This window comes from Microcoleus sp. PH2017_34_RAT_O_A (assembly GCF_020737885.1).
Taxonomy (GTDB): Bacteria; Cyanobacteriota; Cyanobacteriia; order Cyanobacteriales; family Microcoleaceae; genus Microcoleus.
Map to the genome: position 1 here is coordinate 1 of NZ_JAEQDD010000007.1, position 19,016 is coordinate 19,016.

The 19,016-nt window shown below is 45.7% G+C and carries 16 protein-coding genes; 7 read left to right on the plus strand and 9 right to left on the minus strand.

The window, feature by feature from the left end; all coding sequences use genetic code 11:
* From JGK11_RS04470 to JGK11_RS04485, 4 genes are all read right to left on the minus strand, one after another.
* The coding region (locus tag JGK11_RS04470; RefSeq protein ID WP_293178980.1) for a PD-(D/E)XK nuclease family transposase at positions 1-192 on the minus strand (192 nt) is incomplete at its 3' end.
* Positions 193-247: 55 nt separating this feature from the next.
* A complete protein-coding gene (locus JGK11_RS04475) occupies positions 248-994 on the minus strand; it encodes a HEAT repeat domain-containing protein (protein WP_293150888.1) in 747 nt (248 codons plus the stop codon).
* Positions 995-1,283: 289 nt separating this feature from the next.
* Positions 1,284-1,799, minus strand: a complete 516-nt coding sequence (locus tag JGK11_RS04480; RefSeq protein WP_293178977.1) for a GNAT family N-acetyltransferase — start codon at positions 1,797-1,799, stop codon at positions 1,284-1,286.
* The gene (locus tag JGK11_RS04485; RefSeq protein WP_293178989.1) at positions 1,799-2,008 is read right to left on the minus strand and encodes a hypothetical protein; all 210 of its coding nucleotides are present in this window, start codon (positions 2,006-2,008) and stop codon (positions 1,799-1,801) included. Before JGK11_RS04485 ends, JGK11_RS04480 begins: the two co-directional genes overlap by 1 nt.
* A 135-nt stretch (positions 2,009-2,143) precedes the next feature.
* Here JGK11_RS04485 and JGK11_RS04490 point away from each other — a divergent pair, with 135 nt between their 5' ends.
* Together JGK11_RS04490 and JGK11_RS04495 are read left to right on the plus strand one after the other, a co-directional pair.
* Complete coding sequence (locus JGK11_RS04490) at positions 2,144-3,514, plus strand: calcium-binding protein (RefSeq protein WP_293210725.1); 1,371 nt, start codon at positions 2,144-2,146, stop codon at positions 3,512-3,514.
* Positions 3,515-3,743: 229 nt separating this feature from the next.
* Positions 3,744-5,102 carry a calcium-binding protein gene (locus tag JGK11_RS04495; RefSeq protein WP_293178971.1) on the plus strand — a complete coding sequence of 453 codons (1,359 nt, stop codon included), beginning with the start codon at positions 3,744-3,746 and terminating at the stop codon, positions 5,100-5,102.
* 403 nt (positions 5,103-5,505) lie between these two features.
* On the opposite strand, the gene JGK11_RS04500 is transcribed toward JGK11_RS04495, so the two are convergent.
* On the minus strand, positions 5,506-6,879 hold the full coding sequence (locus tag JGK11_RS04500; protein ID WP_293210727.1) for an MFS transporter: 1,374 nt from the start codon (positions 6,877-6,879) through the stop codon (positions 5,506-5,508).
* A gap of 291 nt (positions 6,880-7,170) precedes the next feature.
* Between JGK11_RS04500 and JGK11_RS04505 the strand changes: the two genes are divergently transcribed.
* On the plus strand, positions 7,171-8,355 hold the full coding sequence (locus tag JGK11_RS04505; protein ID WP_293178965.1) for a DNA cytosine methyltransferase: 1,185 nt from the start codon (positions 7,171-7,173) through the stop codon (positions 8,353-8,355).
* On the opposite strand, the gene JGK11_RS04510 is transcribed toward JGK11_RS04505, so the two are convergent.
* Positions 8,352-9,557: a hypothetical protein gene (locus JGK11_RS04510; RefSeq protein WP_293178959.1), complete on the minus strand. Its 1,206-nt coding sequence runs from the start codon at positions 9,555-9,557 to the stop codon at positions 8,352-8,354. The genes JGK11_RS04505 and JGK11_RS04510 overlap by 4 nt on opposite strands.
* A gap of 216 nt (positions 9,558-9,773) precedes the next feature.
* Here JGK11_RS04510 and JGK11_RS04515 point away from each other — a divergent pair, with 216 nt between their 5' ends.
* Entirely contained in the window at positions 9,774-11,273 is a 1,500-nt protein-coding gene (locus JGK11_RS04515; RefSeq protein ID WP_293190591.1) for a family 10 glycosylhydrolase, read from the plus strand.
* A 418-nt stretch (positions 11,274-11,691) separates the two neighbouring features.
* Here the strand turns inward: JGK11_RS04515 and JGK11_RS04520 are convergent, their stop codons facing one another.
* The gene (locus JGK11_RS04520) at positions 11,692-13,041 is read right to left on the minus strand and encodes a calcium-binding protein (protein ID WP_293178953.1); all 1,350 of its coding nucleotides are present in this window, start codon (positions 13,039-13,041) and stop codon (positions 11,692-11,694) included.
* A gap of 357 nt (positions 13,042-13,398) precedes the next feature.
* Here JGK11_RS04520 and JGK11_RS04525 point away from each other — a divergent pair, with 357 nt between their 5' ends.
* The 3 genes from JGK11_RS04525 (at position 13,399) to JGK11_RS04535 (ending at position 16,147) form a co-directional block, all read left to right on the plus strand.
* Complete coding sequence (locus JGK11_RS04525) at positions 13,399-14,601, plus strand: sensor histidine kinase (protein ID WP_293178950.1); 1,203 nt, start codon at positions 13,399-13,401, stop codon at positions 14,599-14,601.
* A 117-nt stretch (positions 14,602-14,718) separates the two neighbouring features.
* Positions 14,719-15,393, plus strand: a complete 675-nt coding sequence (locus JGK11_RS04530) for a response regulator transcription factor (protein WP_293178947.1) — start codon at positions 14,719-14,721, stop codon at positions 15,391-15,393.
* A gap of 169 nt (positions 15,394-15,562) precedes the next feature.
* Positions 15,563-16,147, plus strand: a complete 585-nt coding sequence (locus JGK11_RS04535) for a Uma2 family endonuclease (RefSeq protein WP_293206016.1) — start codon at positions 15,563-15,565, stop codon at positions 16,145-16,147.
* A gap of 315 nt (positions 16,148-16,462) precedes the next feature.
* Here JGK11_RS04535 and argF read toward each other — a convergent pair whose 3' ends face one another.
* Both argF and dusB read right to left on the minus strand, forming a co-directional pair.
* Positions 16,463-17,383 (minus strand): ornithine carbamoyltransferase, encoded by a 921-nt coding sequence (argF, locus tag JGK11_RS04540; protein ID WP_293178941.1) that lies wholly within the window; start codon positions 17,381-17,383, stop codon positions 16,463-16,465.
* A gap of 162 nt (positions 17,384-17,545) precedes the next feature.
* A complete protein-coding gene (gene dusB / locus JGK11_RS04545; RefSeq protein WP_293210797.1) occupies positions 17,546-18,559 on the minus strand; it encodes a tRNA dihydrouridine synthase DusB in 1,014 nt (337 codons plus the stop codon).
* Positions 18,560-19,016 lie beyond the last annotated feature (457 nt).

The window sequence follows — 19,016 nt, forward strand, 5'->3', positions numbered from 1 at the left end:
GACATCCAGGTAAGTGTCTTTTAAACCAGTAATTGCTGGTGCGGCGTAGGGGTCGATGATTTCTAAGTCTTGAATTGTCGGCTCTGCGTTGTAGAGCATGGCATTCAGGAAGCTAATCAAAACTTCTTTGTGCTGGGGCGATGCAAAGATTTTTTTGAAGCCAAAATCTGTTTTGGGATTGATGAAGTTCATAATTGGTAACGGGTAATTGGGAATTTGTAAACGGTGCTTAATTGTGGAATATTCATTATAATATTCCTTCCATTTCTAAGTCTTCAATAATCTGCAAACCTCGCGGATCGCCGACTCGCAACAGCGAAGATTTAGCATCGTCGCGCACGCCCATGTCTTCATCTTCTTCTAATGATTCAATTAAAGCGTCGATCGCCCCAGCGTACACTACATTATTCGGTAACTCGCGCGCCAGTTGCCCGATCGCCCAAGCGGAATTACTGCGAACGGCAGATACAGAGTCTCTTCGCAATGCTTGAATCAACGGTGGAATCCCCGCAATCACCACATAGTAACCAACTTTTGCCATTTGACCCAGAGAACTCGCCGCCCACAAACGTACCGCCGAAATATCAGTTCTCAGAGCATCAATTAAGGGCGATAAAGCGCGGTGATCTCTGCAATTTCCCAAGGCCCAAACTACCCCTTTGCGAACGTAACCGTTCCAATCGCGGTTGAGTTGCTCGATCAGCGGTTCCACAGCATCGGGACTTGGATTTCGCCCCAAAGCATAGGCCGCACTCACCCGCACCAAGGGACAACCGTCTCTTAACAAATTAATTAAATGCGAAATCGCGCGATCGTCCTGGAGTTCGCAAAAAGCCCGCGCCGCCATCATCCGGTGCTGAGGTTCCGGCGATTCCAGCAAAGGCAGCATTTCCTCTGGATCTGGTAGCGGGGGTTCGGATTCATCAAAATGATCCAAAGGGCTTTCCAGTTCCGTATCAAGATCGAGGGCGTTGGTGTAGTCGTTATTGTTCATAAAAAAACTTTACCGCAGAGAGGATGCTACGGGCGCAACTGATTCAGCGGTCAATATAAATTAGCATTTCCGGCAATAAAAGCATTCCGATTCAACTCTCAAGTCCTCCTATTGTTCGCAGTCAGGAAGAAGAGCTGGTGCATCTGGTTTTTGAAGAGGGCGAAGCATGACCGCATATAAGTTATTAGTTATAATTTTATATTGACTGCGGTCATGCTTCGCCCCTACAAACATATTTGCCTTGCACAAGCCGCTGCACCCCTGACTGCAAACAAATACCTCTGGTTTTTCAAAGAGATTTGATCATCCAGACAGAATGACTCTCATAGCCTAATTTTTGATAGAGATTCATCGCAGGCTGATTGCTCAGAAAAACTTGCAAACCAATTTGCCGATCGCCTCTTGAACGCGCCCAATTTTCTGCCTGAATAACTAAAGCTGCACCTAGTCCCTGACGGCGGTGTTCCGGTGCTATGTAGAGCAGAAAAATGTGACCGTGGCGTTCTCCAGTGGTTTGGTCGATCGCATTTCCCAACCACAAACATCCGACAACTGATGTGGGATTTGCCGGCTGCGAGGGGATCCCGGAAAAACTTTCTCCCTCGAACGGGCTGTTTTTCAGGCACTCTACCCACCAAAGCGGCGTCTGTTTAGAAAAATACTGCTCGACAGTTTGAGCCAAATGTCCCAATTCGCGATCGGGGTAAAGCTCTCGGTAAGTATGGTGCAGGAACTTTAGCAGTTTTGCGCGATCGAGTCCAGAACCCGATCGCAGCCTGTAGCCCGGTATCAACTGAGCAGACATCAGCGAATTTGGACAGGGAGAGAGGAATAATTGAGCCCCAAGAAAATAGGATTCAGAGATACCGCTTGATGGAGCGGGATCGGTTCCTCAATCGGTGCCGGGGCAGCCATGTCAGCCGGCAAAAAGATGCGAGCGCTGACTGCTACCAGAGCCACGAAAAATACTAATATTGCGATCAATGGAGCAATGTATTGACGAATGATAGTCATAACCGCAAAAAATGATTCTTGAGTAGATATTATCAAGTGTACCATACAAATCTTGTCAGTTATAATGGCTGACAGTGGAAAATTAGCTCAAAACCAGAGCGATCGCAAATACCAACAAACACCAAATAAAATATTATGAGTGCCTCGCCTGCTGTTTATGAAGCTCTGGCTAAGTCAATTGTTTTTTTGAATCAAAAGCCGAACGCGCAAAATCAAGTTTCGCGCTTCCTGGACACTAACGGCTACTATATCGATCGCATATTGGACGACAAAGAAACCGGATTTTACGCGATCGGCTTCGGTTCCTCCGACCCCACCAAACCGCCAGTCCTCGTATTTCGAGGTACCGACTTCATCGACGGCGACGCTATGTTTTCTGCCTCCCGCGACATAGGCTTACCCGAATTTGAAAAAAACAAAGATAGTATCAAAAACTGGCTCGCAGAAATCGGTCAAGATACTGCCAAAAACCCCAGCAAATTATTGCCCGATGTCGTCGGGCACAGTTGGGGCGGAGCGATCGCTCAAATTGTAGCCAGCGAATACACATCTCTGAGCGGCGATATCTTGACTTTCAACTCTCCCGGAGTCTCAGCGAGTATCGCCAGCAATTTTCGGAAAAATCTCAGTAGGGCAGGCAACAAAAATGTCAGTCACTACATTGTCAGCGGAGATATTGTCAGTTTGTTTGGCGAAGCATTTATCCAGGGAAAAATATTTCTCCAAACTTTCACAGACCCGACTATTAATCCCTTAAGTGTTTTAGCCAAACATCGCAGAGAAAATTTGTTAACTGCTCCACCCGCAGATTTTTTCCAGAGGCAATTTTCCCTCGAAAACTTAAACAGTCCCGAATTTACTTATAGTAACAACGACTCAGATTTTAACGAGTTTATTGCTGCACTAAATTTTCCCCTAGCAAATGTGTCAGTGGCAATCAGAAACCGAGCCGGTGCAGAGAGTTTGAGAACAGCCTCAGAATTTTCGTTTGTGGACTTAATCAGACAAATGCAATTCGGTTTAGCTCCCCTGCAAGCAAATTATTTATTAGGCGACGCTCGCAACAATACTGCTAGCGGTGGCCCTGGAGAGGATACAATTATCGGCAACGCCGGTAACGACACTCTCAGAGGCAATCGAGATAATGACAGCCTCAGTGGCGACAGTGGTGACGACTTCTTGTACGGTGGCAGAAACAACGATTTTTTGGATGGTGGCGACGGAAACGACCTCATTTCCGGCGAATTTGGCAACGATTTTTTAATTGGCGGTGCAGGGCGCGATCGCTTTGTATTAGAATCAGGTGGCGGAGCAGATGTGATTGTCGATTTTAAAAAGGGTGAAGATTTAATTGGCCTATCACGGGGTCTAACTTACCCTCAAATTATTGTTACCCCAAGTGCTGACGGAGCTGTAATTACTATCCCGATTACTGGGGAAATTATTGCTACCGTCAGAGGCGTGTCCGCTAACGACCTCACGCGACCGGATTTCGTGCAGATTTAATGGATAAAAATAGTAGTTTGGGTAGCGCAACAACTGCAAGTTATTGCGCGTAAATCTTTTTTTGTGTGTTTTTTGCTATTGCGAAATCCGCTGCCACAAGCCGACTATTGGGTGATTTAGGAACGCGCAATAGGAGAAACAAATATTGTTTATTAACCTAATTTACTGTAAAATGAGTTGACTAGCTTAAAAAGCCAATCCCAATCAAACGACAGGAAATAACAAAAATATGCCATCCTCCCCCGCCGCTTACGAAACTATAGCCAAGCAGCTTGTTTACATAGATAACAACCCCCAGTTACAAACTGTAGTTCAAGCTGGTTTGACGGCTGTCGGCTACCGAATCGATCGCACTTTTGACGATCCCCTAACGGGATTTCACGCGATCGGCTTAATCTCCACCACCCCAGACAAACCGCCAGTTCTAGTATTTCGCGGCACCGACTCCCTCGTAGACGATCTTGCCAACGCAGACAAGCGAAGCGTCGGCTTCAACCAATTTGAAGCCAACAAACAAGCCTTAGGAACTTGGCTGACACAAATCGGTCAAGACACAACAAAAAACCCCCGCCGCTTGCCACCAGACCTTCTCGGGCACAGCTTGGGCGGCGCCATAACGCAACTAGCCGCCACAGAATTCACATCTGCGATCGGAGATATTGTTACCTTTAATTCTCCCGGAATTGCTCAAAGTATAGTCAATACATTTAAGCAGAAAGCGAGTGCAGGCAAAAATGTAACTCACTATATAGTTAGTGGCGATTTTGTTAGTTTGGGAGGAGAAGCTTTTCTTCCCGGAAAAGTAGTTCTTGAAACATTTACTAACCCGATTATTAACCCGCTACTTGTCTTGGACAAGCACACCCAAAGTGGTTTGTTAAGCTCTCCTCCTCCCGGTTTGACCAAGACAGAGATATCTGTAGACCAGTTGAACCGCCCGGATTTCAATTTTACAGATTCAGATTATTTAGAGCTGTTAGCAGGCTTAAACTTTGCGCTGCCACCCTTAGGAAAAGCCCTGGCTTCCCGCAGCAGTTTAGAGCAATTGAGAACCACTCCGGGAACCTCTTTTCTCGGAAACGTTCTTGCAATGAAAACTGCTCTCGACCTCTCCCAAATTAATAATTTAGTAGGCGACGATGCCAACAATACAACCTCAGGTTTGGCCGGGGACGATATTATAACTGGTAATGGGGGAAACGATACTCTCAGCGGCAATAAAGGTAACGATATTATCAGCGGTGGCCTCGGCAATGACCAACTATTCGGGGGCAAAGGAGATGACAATTTGAGCGGGGGAGACGGGGACGATACCCTCGTTGGCGGAGTGGGTGCGGATCTGTTAATTAGTGGTGCTGGACGGGACGTATTTGTGTTAGGAGCAGGGGCCGGTACAGATACACTTCTAGACTTTCAACAGGGTCAAGATTCAATTGGTTTGACCAGAGGTTTGAGCTTCAACCAACTGAGAATTACTCAAGCCGATATTTCAACAACCATCGAAATTGCCAGCAGTGGTGAAGTTCTTGCCAGTTTCTTCGGCGTACTAAGCAGTCCGCTAACAGCCAGGGATTTTATTTCGATTTAGTTGGCGACTATAGCAATCCTAAAGGTACGTAGTTGCGCTTCAGCGCTCTTAGCTTATATTCTGAAGAGCGCACTTTGCCCAACTAAGTACCTAATTTTAGGATTGCTATATGGGGTAGGGATACAACATTGTTGTGTCCTATATTTTGTGGAGTAAATTATAGTATTCCTAAAATATTCATGAAGATTTGTAGGGGTAGTGCCCCGTGCCTACCCCTTATCTATCGGGGCAATCCAGGGTGGAGCAATTGTCAGGATAGGAGATATAAAACTATCAAAAGTATCGATCAAAGGTTGCGTTGCCTCCCTCTAAGGTACGTAGTTGCGCTTCAGCGCTCTTAGCTTATATTCACCAAGAGCGCGCTTTCATCGCAACTACGTACCTAATTACAGATACAATTTAATTAATCTGGATCGTCCAGTCCAGGCCGGGGCATAGATTCTAATTTTTTCTCATCTTCTAGTGGCAAAAAGAAAATCGTCAGCATACCGGGAATCACAGCCAGTGAACTAAACAAGAAATAATTTTGATAGCCCAATGCAGTCTGTAAATAACCGCTAAAAACGCCCGGAATCAGCACTCCTGCGGCCATGAAAGCCGTGGTAATCGCGTAGTGGGATGCTTCGTAATCAGGGCGGACAGTCCGCATTAAGAACACTGTATAGGCAGCTACACCAAGTCCGTAAGTAAATTGCTCGATCGAATTTACAGCATAGGCCCACTCAATCCCCGGTTGATTGATTGCCAACATCCAATACAACACGTTAGTTGAATTTTGCATAATCGCCGTCGGCCACATCCATTTTTTCAGTCCTTGTTTCGCAATCAAATAACCGCCCAGCAACCCTCCGATTAACAGAAAAATTATCCCGACAGTACCTGATAGCAAACCCATATCTGACGTAGAAACTGCTAATCCTCCCTTCTCAACTTTATCCATTAAAAATGGAGGAGCCATTTTAAAAGTCAGGGCATCTCCCAATCTAAAAATCAAGACATAAGTCACAATCCAACCAATTTTATCTTGCTGGAAATAGGTTTTAAATGACTCAAAAAAGCTAATTTTTTGTTGGGGTGCGCCTGTTTCCGCAGCAGAATTTCTAGGATAGGGAAGATACCACCGCTGAAACAGATAAATCAGCACAAAAATCAGCGCGCAAATGCCAAAGGCTGTCGCCCATCCGTAGTTAATCGGAGACACATTATAAGACGAACCGAAAAGTGACAGCGGAATCTCCTGATATGTTTTAGTATCGCCTGCATTTACCGGGATTAAATGCTGTTCTGCTAGTTTACCGGCCAAGAAAACCAAGACACCGCTACCGACAATCACGGCACCTCTATAAGCCGTGTTGCGAACACCGACAAATAGTGCTTGTTTGTCTTTAGTGAGAGTGTTTAAATAAAATCCGTCAATGGCGATGTCGTGAGTAGCTGAAACAAAGGCGATCGCTGTAAACACAACCAGCGATATAATAATAGCCATAGGCGTCAACACACCAAAAGCTAGGAAAGCAAACAGAAAAGCACAAATGATTTCCGTTCTTAAAATCCACTTGCGTTTAGTGGAATACATATCAACAACGGGCCCCCACAAACCTTTTAATACCCAAGGAAAAGATAACAGACTTGTCAATCCGATTAGTTCGTTGCTGGTTCCCATCCCTTTCAAAAAAATCACCGACATTAAATTAACGACGGTGTACGGGAGACCCTGAGCGAAGTATAATACTGATACCCACAATCCATCGATCGGTTTTTTTTCCATTGCAGACATATTTTGCCTAACTACTGATTTGGTTTACTGAGTGCGATCGACAATTTCCGGTCAATTCAACCGCTGGCATCACAGTATATGTTGTGCTGATGCCAGCACCAGCCATACAAACAGCGTATTTTAGCATCATTCTGGCTCACAAATATTTTCATCTTTTGAATAAGCCTGCAACAGATGTTGTCCGTTAAAATGAACGAAGTCAGCGCGGACATTCTGATCCCAGTCGGAAGTGCCGTAAGTTCGCAAAAGTATGTTGACTTTTCATATAGTTCTCTCAAGAGGTAGATAACGATGACAAAAACTCAAACAAAGCATTTTCCGCGTAGCCTTGACTTGTTTTGCGGCATTGGAGGGTTAACTCTGGGTTTTAAACGTGCTGGAATTCAAGCAATCGGCGGCATAGATTACTGTCAAAACGCCAAACAAACTTTTGAACGAAACCTATCTCCACTTCCCTGTTTGCTATCTGACTTAACACAGACAACCGTTTCCGAGATAGAGGAGTTCTTTAAAATTTCGGTAGCAGAAATCGACATCATTACTGGGGGAGTACCGTGCCAAGGATTTAGCACCGTTGGCAAGCGAGAGATTACAGATCCTCGCAATTCTTTATGGTGCAATTTTCGCGACTTGGTGGCTGAAATTCGTCCGGCTTATGTGATTATCGAGAATGTTGAAGGAATGTTGGTAATGCAGGGAGGCAAAGTGCGCGATTCAGTCATCGCTAGCTTTGCTGATATCGGCTATCACATGAAATGTCGCCTTTTAAAAGCGGCTGACTACGGCGTACCACAACTGCGAAAGCGTGCTTTTTTTATAGGTTGGCTTGATGGATTGCTGCCGCCTGAGTTTCCACTGCCAAGTTCTCACTATTATGTCAATGTAGCTGATGCAATTTCAGATTTACCGCCATTAAATGCTGGAGAGATTTGTAAATTTTACCAGATTATGCCGCAAACTGAGTATCAAATAGCTAGGCGGAAAACCGCCAATATATTGCTACATCACGAGGCAGCCAATCATTCACAAAAGTTAATTGAAATTCTGAAGTATATCCCAGATGGTGGCAACAGAAAGTCAATTCCCGAGATCCTTCAACCAGCCAGCGGTTTTCACAATAGCTATGCTCGGCTAGCTAGTGATAAACCAGCTATTGCTGTAACATCTAACATGAGAAAACCTTCGTCTGCACGAGCGACTCATCCAAGTCAGCATCGGGGATTGACTGTCCGCGAAGGATTGAGGCTGCAATCTTTTGACGATGATTTTGAGGTGATTGGTTCGAGAACATCACAGTACCTTCAAGTCGGAAATGCCGTACCGCCACTACTCGGATTTGCGGTAGGAAAGGAAGTTATCAAGGCTTATCAAAGCCATTCAGATGATGAAATTGTTATAGCCCGATCGCAAAAAGTAAAGTCACTCAATTCAGAGTTGAATTTTCCGATTCAGCTTGCTCTTGAAATCACAGTTTAACTTTGATAATAAGTAAGAGAGTTGTGTTGGGGATCTCGATCGCGAATAAATGCCAGCAGTCTGCCAACAGCACTAGGATTCTGTTCAACATGAGCAAGATAGTGAAGCATCTCATGCACGGCTGCATCCTGCTTTTGCCAATCCCAGATCCTCACGGATCTAATTAACTCATCTTGTGCGAAGGAAATGATGCCACTGTCGCTAAGTATAGAACTCGCTTCGCCGTCTATGGAGAGTATAAAAGCCACACCAAGGATTTGATTACCTGTTACTTGTTTCTGGAAACTTCCCAATTGTTGCTTGACGTTTTTCATGGAAATGTGGCAGTCTTTTACTTCTATTGATATTTCTAGATCCAAGCCGTAATAACAATCAATATCTCCAAAACGCCGCTGTCTTGACGAACCTGTGCGTACCTTATCAACTACAAAGCTAAGATGAGGTCGATCTGCTTTGAAATAACCGCAAGCAATGGCTTGAAAAACTAAACCTCCATTTTCATCTGGATCGCTGCGCGGGTAATTGCTTACTATCTCGGCAAATAAGCGAATTCGCAAAGATTCTCTCGTAACAAATATGTTCTTTAGCAATCGTTCGAGACCAAAATCAATAAGTTGTTGACATAGTTGAAATCGTCCAGACTCGGATAGACTAAAACAGAGAATCAGTAGGTCTTGAAATTTTTGCCATTGACCTGTATTGTAAACATAAGCACTGGGATATTTAGAACGATTGAGACTGTGAAAAAATTGAACAATAGACTCTTCTATACGTCGGATACCTACTTGAGTTGATTGACCAAATTTTAAAGTTAGTGTATTTGCCTGTTGTTCTCCCCGTTCAGTGACAACTTGATAACGTTGAAATAATTGTTCAATTGTCAGATTTTCTCTTAATCTTTTGGCAGAGTCATCAACATTAGATAGACGCTGTGCGACGATCGCAAAATCAAGGGCAAGACCCAGGATATATTTCATCCGGGTAAATCGGCTACCTACATACTTCAATACCTGTTCGATGATTGTCTGTTCGCTATTTGTCAGTTCGTCAGGCTCAAAACCAGTTCCAAAGTGTGGCGAGAGTAGTTCTTGAATTGCTTCAATCTCACTATCAGTGCGTTCGTACATTGAAAAAATAAAGCGATTGTATAGAAAATACCAGAATCCAGTATAAGCGATCGCTATTCCAGAACACAGTTTCACGCTATCAGTTTTTTAACTCAAAGATGTGCCAAAATGTCAAGCGGACGCTCACACCAAAAGTCCGTAAAGGACAGTTAAACGCTCTCTCACACATTCCTCATGCGAAATACTAAAACACTCTTTTTGTCAAGCCTGTTCGCGATCGGCTTAACAATCAGTTTTCTGCTGACTCCCGGTTGGTTATCCAACTTGTTCCCGAATCGCGCAATCGCCATTATGCCTCCACTAACCCCAACCAGCGAATTTCGCGCCTTCTGGGTGGACGCATTCAACCCCGGTTTCAAAACGCCTCAAGAAGTAACCAAGTTGATTGCTGACGCACAGAGGGCTAATGCCAACGCGATCGTCGCCCAAGTCCGCCGCCGTGGCGATGCCTTTTACACGAGTGCGATCGAACCCCGCACCACCGATCCGAATGTTCCAGCAGGTTTCGATCCCCTCCAAGATTTGATTGACAAAGCCCACGCCGCAGGTATAGAAGTACACGCTTGGATGGTGACGCTACCAGTAGTTTCCGGTGGTAAACTTCCTGCAAATCATGTTTGGCAACAACATGGGCCCAATGCCCCAGGAAAGGACAATTGGGCGATGCTGATTTCGAGTGGCGAAGCGAAAGGTTTCCTCGATCCCGGTAATCCAGACGCCCTAGATTATACTGTTTCCGTCTATTTGGACTTGCTGAAGCGCTACGATGTGGACGGCGTACAGCTAGATTACGTGCGCTACGGCGGGCCGAATTGGGGCTACAATCCTACTTCGATCGCCCGTTTCAACCAGCAAAACGGTCGATCGGGCAAACCGGCAGCCAGCGATCCTCTGTGGATGCAGTGGCGGCGCGATCAGGTGACAAATTTAGTGCGGAAGCTTTATGTAGAAGCCATGGCGATTAAACCGCGCGTTAAAATTACCGCAGCGACGATCGCCTGGGGAGACGGCCCAGCTAACGATGCAGGCTGGTATAAAACGCAGCCCTACAGAGAAGTATTGCAGGATTGGCGCGCTTGGCTGGAAGAAGGTATTCTCGACATGGCGATGCCGATGACTTACCAGCGCGAGTACAAGCCACAGCAAAAGATGGGTTACGACCATTGGATAGAGTACGCTAAAGACCACCAGTACAACCGCCAAATCGCGATCGGGCCTGGCAACTATCTCAACTACATCGAAGACACTCTAGGGCAGATTCGCCGCGCCGAAGCGCCTTCTGCGAAAGGAAATCGCGTTGCTGGTACGGTGCTTTATTCCTACGCTAGCACCAATATTTACAGTAACGTTGAATTGCGATCGGGCGGTAGTGGTGATTTGCCCCGTCAGCCTTGGAAATTCCTGTCGCAGAGTAATGATTGGTTTTATAATGCGCTGTCGCAGCCTAGTCAATACGTTGATGGTGCAACGGGTAAAACTGTTCAAACTCAGCCTGTGTGGGCCACTCCGGCGGGGATTCCTGATATGCCTTGGAAGTCGCGGCCGACTGCTGGGGCGATCGCCGGAAATTTGCAACAGTGCCAAGGAAGCTGCGACGGCGCGGGCTTGACATTGCAGGCAGTTAATGCTGGTGGCAAGGTGCGCCAACTGCGGGCGGATGGTAAAGGATGGTTTGGTGCGATCGAGCTTTCACCCGGTTCTTATCAGTTGAAAGTTGATGCAAGTCAAATTCAACAAACAGTTAATGTTGTCGCAGGTGAAGTCACAAAAGTGAATTTCGCCGCCTCTTAATCAGTCTGTAGGGTGCACAATGTGCACCTTACTTCGCTAGTTTGTAGCCACTTTTTAGGGTGTGCACTGCACACCTTACTAATTCATGAATTATCTATTTGTAACGATTAATTTATGTAATATAGCCTTTCTCAGAAAGATGAGGTATGACTGACAGCTTATATAACCGCTTAAATCAAGAGGGCCTTCTTCCCAACAACGTCCGCGAATCTTTGTGAGAAAGGCTATAAATTTAATAATTGCAGTCGGTTTTAACCGACTTAAGCTATGAGGCAGGGGTTTAAACCCCTGCCGGACTGGGAGAAAGCGCATTAAGCTGACCGCAGGAAAACAAGTTAAGCTGAAACCCGTGCACCTTACCCAAGCTACAATCAAAACTCGCTCCAAACTAACAGCAGTGCGATCGATCGACACAAAACTAGCTGATTCTGAATTGCGTTGTATCGTTGATATTTAGGTTACTGGGTGCATCTTGAACGATCGCAATCAACTCAAGGGGCTGTAAAAATCCTTTCTTGAAAACTCCCATATCTTGAGCGACACTCCCTCCTCGCAGGGAATTGGTGATGGGTTTGAGCTCATAGCTATTGCGAGGCCCGGACAGTTGAATCAGATCGTCACCGATTCTGAAGTCTATGATGCGAGCAAAATCTCCCGTGCCATCAATGCCATTGAAAAAGTTGAGCGCATCACCATCTGCAATGATGTTGCCATCATTATAGAAATTGTCCAGCACAAAAGTATCTCGACCTGCGCCGCCGATGAGCACATCGATCTCACCCCGTCCCAGATTGCCACTCTCGGCACCTTTAATTAAATCGTTCCCGTTACCCCCAACAATAACGTCATTTCCTCGATCGCCCGATAGCGAGTCGTTGCCGTTACCGCCGTTCAAAACATCATTACCGTTACCACCACTAGAATCGATGTTTGGCGATACACTGGAGTTCGCATTCAGGCGATCGTTGCCATCCCCCCCCGTGAATTGGATAAATCCGACACCGCTTGCCACGCCTAGATTGCTGACAGTCAAAACATCATCGCCACCTAAACCGTTAATTGCATTAAAACTTTCTATGCCTGTGGTTGTTAAGGTTACGGGGACGAGATTGGTGCGCTGCAATACAATGTTCGATCCCGATTGGGTGAGGTTAATATTATCCCCTTGCGCGATCGAACCGTTGAATAACAAATTATCGCTACCGCTGCCGCCTTGAATCAGATCGCTGCCGTCGCCATCCACCCATTGAAAGTTGTCATCGCCACTGCCGCCGATCATCGTATCGTTACCCTTGTCGCCAGCGAGGAAATCTGCCCCATCTCCACCGTCTAGCAAATCCGTATCGTTGCCACCTCGCAGGTTATCGTTGCCTAATTCTCCCCTTAAAGTATCGAATCCGTCTCCACCAATTAGGCGATCGTCCCCTGCCCGGCCCGAGATGTCGTCATTGCTAAAACTACCATCGATCAGATTGTTAAAAGCGTTGCCAGTCAAGACATCTTGATTGTTACCACCAATTAAGTTTTCAATACCGATGAAAGTTCCGCTACCTCCAAAAAAAGTTGCTTTGTTAGTCTCTAAAGACGCAATTATATTATTACCAAATCCTAGATAGGTCGCTGTATCATTTCCGTTTCCACCATCCAGAAGATCGTCCCCAAAGAAACCGCCAAACAGATTATCGTTTCCGTCCAATCCCCGCAGGGTATCGCTAGCAGCAGTACCGTTCAGATTGTCGTTGCCGTTGGTTCCATTAATTAAAGCCATGTTGGTTGCTCCTAGATATTAAGTGAATTATTGAGGCAAATCAAAACTGTTTGCTTTGGTTTGCTATGTCACAATCTTAGGAAATAAACTCGGTTCAACACATCTGAAAAACGTCTCGATCTGACATCAACGAAATGGATATTCTCGATCGCCCGCTTATCTGCCAAAAGTCGCGATCGCCCATTACTGCCGAGTGCGATGTTCGCGCTGCCTCTCCCGATCGGCTATAACTTTAGTCATAGTTCCCAGGGGTAGCATCAGCGAAAGTTAGAAAATTGCCGAGTTTTATAGACATTCAGTCTGACTTGCAGTATTTTTTGGGAATACTGAGAGCCACAACTACTGGAGGCCCCTGCCATGACTGCGATCGCATCCCTACTAAAAACCCAACCTCAACCATTTCGCTTTCTGCTGTACACCGAATGGATCATGTTAGGCAGTTGTGGAGTGATGGCTGCGATCGAAGCGTGGCAGCGTCAAAGCATTCCCGTACAGCACATTCTAATCCTGGTATCCCTGGGCTTGATGGGATGGCTCTTACCCTCTGGCAAAACTTCGTTTCGCTATGTCTATACGGCGATCGAAATGGGTCTGATCTTCTACGGAACAACCTTGGGATACCTGCATATCCTACCGACGCTGTATTTGATCGTGTTAATTCGCAGTTGTTTTTTATTTGAATCTCCCGGTCGGTGGATAGTGGCAGGTCTTTCGCTGGTAATGTATATGTTTCATCAAGTTCAGTATCTTCAAAGAGTGATACCCCTGATGTTGCCTAATGTCGAGCAACAACAAATTTGGATGCACCAGACGGCAGAATTGTTGATGTTTGGATTGGGGCTATTTTTCGTGTCGCAGTTGGTCAGTACCTTACTAGCAGAACGTAGAACTCAGGAACAACTATCGCAAGCCCACGCGCAGCTACGAGAATATGCCCTGCAAATAGAAGATTTAGCAGCGGTTCAGGAACGCAATCGCATTGCTAGAGAGATTCACGATTCGCTGGGTCACGCCTTGACTTCGCTCAACATTCAACTGCAAACCGCCATGAAACTCTGGCAGCATGACCCAACAGAGGCACAACCGTTTTTGGAACAAGCACACCGACTCGGTAAGGTGGCGATGAAAGAAGTTCGACAATCGGTAAATGCGCTGAGGGCTGACGCAGAAGCAGAAGAAACCTTGGAACAGGGGATTTCCTCGCTGATGGAAGACTTTCGCCAGAGTATGGGCATTACTGTTACCAGCAGCATTTGCGTGGAAGTTGTATTACCACCTCAAGTTGTCAAAACGCTGTATCGCATCGTGCAAGAAGCATTGACCAACATTTGCAAATACGCCCAAGCTACCGAGGTTCATCTGCAATTGCACACAACGGGCGATCGAGTGCACCTGACTGTTGAGGATAACGGGCGGGGGTTCAAATTAGAAAGTGGTACTGGCGGGTTTGGATTGCGAGGAATGCAAGAGCGAATTGCTTCTCTCAACGGAGAGTTTCACCTGGAAACATCACCCGCAGCGGGATGTAGAATCGATGTTAGCCTGCCGTTAAGTAGGTAGGCGAAAATAAATTACTTCATGTAACAAAATGTAAAATTAACGTAACCTCTTTTGGCGTTTTTTCTTTGTCTGTGCAATTAAGAACTATTATGGGATAAGAGATTTAGGAATTTCCCCATGATTCGTCTATTGCTAGTTGACGATCAGCAGCTTATCTGCCAAGGGCTCAAGGCTATGTTAAGCCTAGAATCAGATTTAGAAGTGATTGGAATTGCCCACAACGGTAAAGCTGCTCTAGAGCAAGTCGAAGCTCTCCAACCCGATGTTGTATTAATGGATTTAAAAATGCCCGTGATGGATGGTAGAGAAGCAACTCGCCTGATCTGCCAGTCATTTCCAAATACGAGTGTCTTGGTATTAACTACCTTTGATGACGATGGATACATTGTTGATGCGATGCGGGCCGGGGCCAAGGGCTATTTGTTGAAAGATATGCCATCGGAAGAGTTAGCACAGGCAATTCGTTTGGTGCAATCGGGTTATACTCAACTGGCTCCTGGCTTAATGGATAAGCTAATAACAGGATTTTGTGCAGCACCTACTAATTCAGAACCTACTAATCCAGCACCTACCGCTCAACCCTCGAAACTCGCTGCACTGACACAATTAACCCCGCGCGAACAAGAGGTATTGCAGTTGATTGGTAAAGGTTTAACTAACCGAGATATTGCCCAGCAGTTGTTTATTTCTGAGGGAACGGTGAAAACTCATGTTACTCATCTACTGAATCGGTTGAATTTACGAAATCGATCGCAATTGGCAATTTACGCCAATTCGGCGATCGAAACCTGAATCATTTGAATCATTTTATTGTTTTTTTATTAACCGCAGAGGGCGCAGAGGGCGCAGAGAGAGGGAATAGAGAGGCTGCACAATCCCGCTCGGATTACCGCTGCATACTTTACCTAATAAGCTACAATAAAATTATCCTGGATGGAATTGCGATATTTTTGGTGAAGCTATGCTAATAACAGAAGCCCCTTTTACGCTCCGCAAATGGACAGTTAAAGAATATCAGAAGCTGGGAGAGATGGGATTTTTTCACCCAGAGGAACGAGTCGAATTAGTTTCAGGAAATATTATCAGAATGAGTGCAAAAGGAACTGCTCACACCTCCGCTTTAGGGCGTACAGATAGATTGCTGCAAAACCTTTTTGGAAATCTGGCTTGGGTACGAATGCAAGATCCGATCGCCCTCGATGACAATTCCGAACCCGAACCGGATATCGCTGTAGTTAGAATCGATCCCTTTGACTACGCCACTCACCATCCGACGCCATCAGAAGTATATCTAATTATCGAAGTGGCAGACAGCAGCTTAGCTTACGATCGCGAAGTTAAAGCCAACATCTACGCGCGATCGGGAATTGTGGATTATTGGGTATTAAATGTGAATGACAGACAACTGCACGTTTTTCGAGAACCCGCTGATGATGGGTATCAAAGCGAAGTCATTCTTGAGGAAACTGCCAGTATTTCACCGCTGCAATTTCCCGCTTTTAATATTGCAATTGGGGAAATGCTGCCACCTATTATATCAAATTGACAACCGCTATCAAACTAATACAATAATTGCAGTCGGTTTTGATCCAATACGGTTCAGATAAAACGGCGGTTGAAATAACGGAAGACTCAGAATATCGCGTAATTTTAACCGCCTACTCTTCAACCCACGGAGGTGGGTTTTGTCTGTGTAGACGCGGTTTCAACCGCCGTCTTATTTTGAAATAACGGAAGACTCCGAAGATCGCGTAATTTTAACTGCCCACTCTTCAACCCACGGAGGTGGGTTTTGTCTGTGTAGACGCGGTTTCAACCGCCGTCTTAACCGCCGTCTTAACCGCCGTCTTATCTTATTAACCTAATCGCTTTCGAGAATGCTAGCCAGCAAAGCTTGCTGAGCGTGCATCCGATTTTCCGCTTGATCCCAAACGCGCGATCGCGAACCTTCAATCACCGCATCGGTAATCTCTTCATCCCGGTGTGCCGGCAAACAGTGCAGTACGATGGCATTGCGATCGGCCATCCCTACCAGTCGTTCATTTACCTGATAAGGTTCAAACAAAGGAATTCTGAGTTTAGCCTCCTCTTCCTGTCCCATACTTGCCCAAACATCAGTGTAAATCACTTGAGTATTCTTAGCAGCAGCTTCCGCATCAGCCGTCACAGTAACTTCGGTTTTGCCATTAGCAATCGCCTCAGCTTTTGCTACTATTTCAGGATTTGGCAGGAAATCTTTAGGACAAGCAATTCTGACATTCATCCCCATCATTGCACAGCCCAACATCAGCGAATTAGCCATGTTGTTGCCGTCACCAAAATAAGTCAGCGTCAGTCCTTCCAGCTTGCCAAAACACTCTTTGACTGTCATTAAATCCGCCAGCACTTGACATGGATGTTCGTCATCTGTTAGCGCATTAATTACAGGAATTTTGGCATAATTGGCAAAGGTTACTAAATCCTTTTGCTCGAAAGTCCGAATTGCCAAAATATCTAAATATCTGTCTAAAACTCTGGCGGTATCTACCAACGGTTCGCCACGGCTGACTTGTGTTACATTGGGATTGAGGTCGATTACTTGCCCTCCCAATTTATACATTGCCACCGTAAAACTCACCCGCGTTCGTGTCGAAGCTTTGGAAAATAACAAGCCGAGAACTTTGTTGCGTTTCAGCTTGACCATTCCCGATTTTAAACTGGTTGCGAGATCCAGTAAATAATTTAATTCGTCAATGCTTAAATCGGCCAGACTTAATAAATCTCGCCCTTTTAATGAGTCCATGCTTTCCCCTACACACAAATTTTCAACTGTTAATAAAAACGGTTCGTAGTGAGGACTTTAGTCCTCTGAATTAGAGGACTAAAGTCCTCACTACGAACCTTACTTTTTGCCAGCGATTGGACTCGCAACAGCGGGCTTTTGGCGAGTCCCTCTCCCAGGGTTTTAAACTGCTGGCAATTGCTCGATCGCGCGATCGATCGATTCGCAACCTTGCTCAACCGTTTCTACCACAGCCAACACACCCCGCAATTCCGCAGCACCGGGGAAGCCCTTAGCATACCAGGTTAAGTGCTTGCGCGCTTGAGAGACACCGCTTTCACCTTTGTATTCCCACAAAGCCCGTAGATGTTCCTTAGCACATTCAAGGAGTTCAATTGGTGTCGGAGGTATCTTTTCCACACCTGTTTTCAAGAAATAATCGACTTCTCCCACCAAGAATGGATAGCCCAAAGTTCCCCGCGAACACATCACTCCGTCGGCGCCAGTTTCTTCGAGACACCGCACCGCTGCTTCCACTGAAAAAATGTCTCCGTTACCAATGACGGGAATCGATAAAACTTCCTTAACACGGCGAATCCACTCCCATTTTGCCGGGCCGGTGTAACCTTGCGATCGCGTGCGCCCGTGCACGGTAATCATTTTTGCTCCCGCATCTTCCATCCGCTTGGCAAATTCCACAATATTAATTTCTTTGTCAGTCCAACCGATGCGAGTTTTCACTGTCACAGGAACATCTACAGCATCCACAACCGCCCGCACAATTGCCTCTGCTGTTTCGGGATCTCGCAGCAGCGAAGAACCGCCGCCGTTTTTAGTAATTTTGTTAACCGGACAGCCCATATTAATATCAACAGTATCCGCTCCTTCTGCTACAGCTTTTTGTGCCGCTTCCGCCAAAAAATTCGGCCGACAGTCAAACAATTGAATGCTAATCGGGCGCTCGTTTGGATCGATTTCCATAATTCGCGGCAGTTGCTTCACGTAGTGCAAACCCGTAGCATTGACCATTTCGGTGTACATCATCGAATCCGGGGCATAGCGGCGCACCAGGCGGCGAAATACTAAATCGGTTACGCCCGATAATGGCGATTGCAGGACGCGACTTTTGACTTCAAAGTCGCCGATTTTCAGCGGAGTTGCTAATCTTTCTTGTAATTCTGGAGATAGAGTAAGCATAGTCGATCGCACTTTAATTATAATATCTGTATATTCCAATACGTTTCTGTTCGCGCTGTTTATTGCCCGGAGATCCCCCTCGCATCCCTTGATAGTCGGGGGACTTTGAAAATACTCTTGTCTCCCCCTGATAGTCGGGGGGCTAGGGGGAGCATTCTTAAGTGAAGCACTATTGCTGTATATTATACTACAATTTTGGTATTTGACAGTTGTTCATTATATTTTTAGCCGATGATTGAGTGACCGCAAAAAGTATATTTAACCAGACTGCAATGCCTATTTTAAAGGGACTTGCCAAAATTTAACTGTTGTCAAACTAAAATCCCAAGCCGAACCCTGACAACATTTAAATCTATCTGTCGCTTTCACTTTACTTTTGATGTATCTATGGGGCCTTGCCACTAATGGGCGTTCTACCTACTCAGACTGTTGGGCTAGTCACATTTTTATTCTCTAA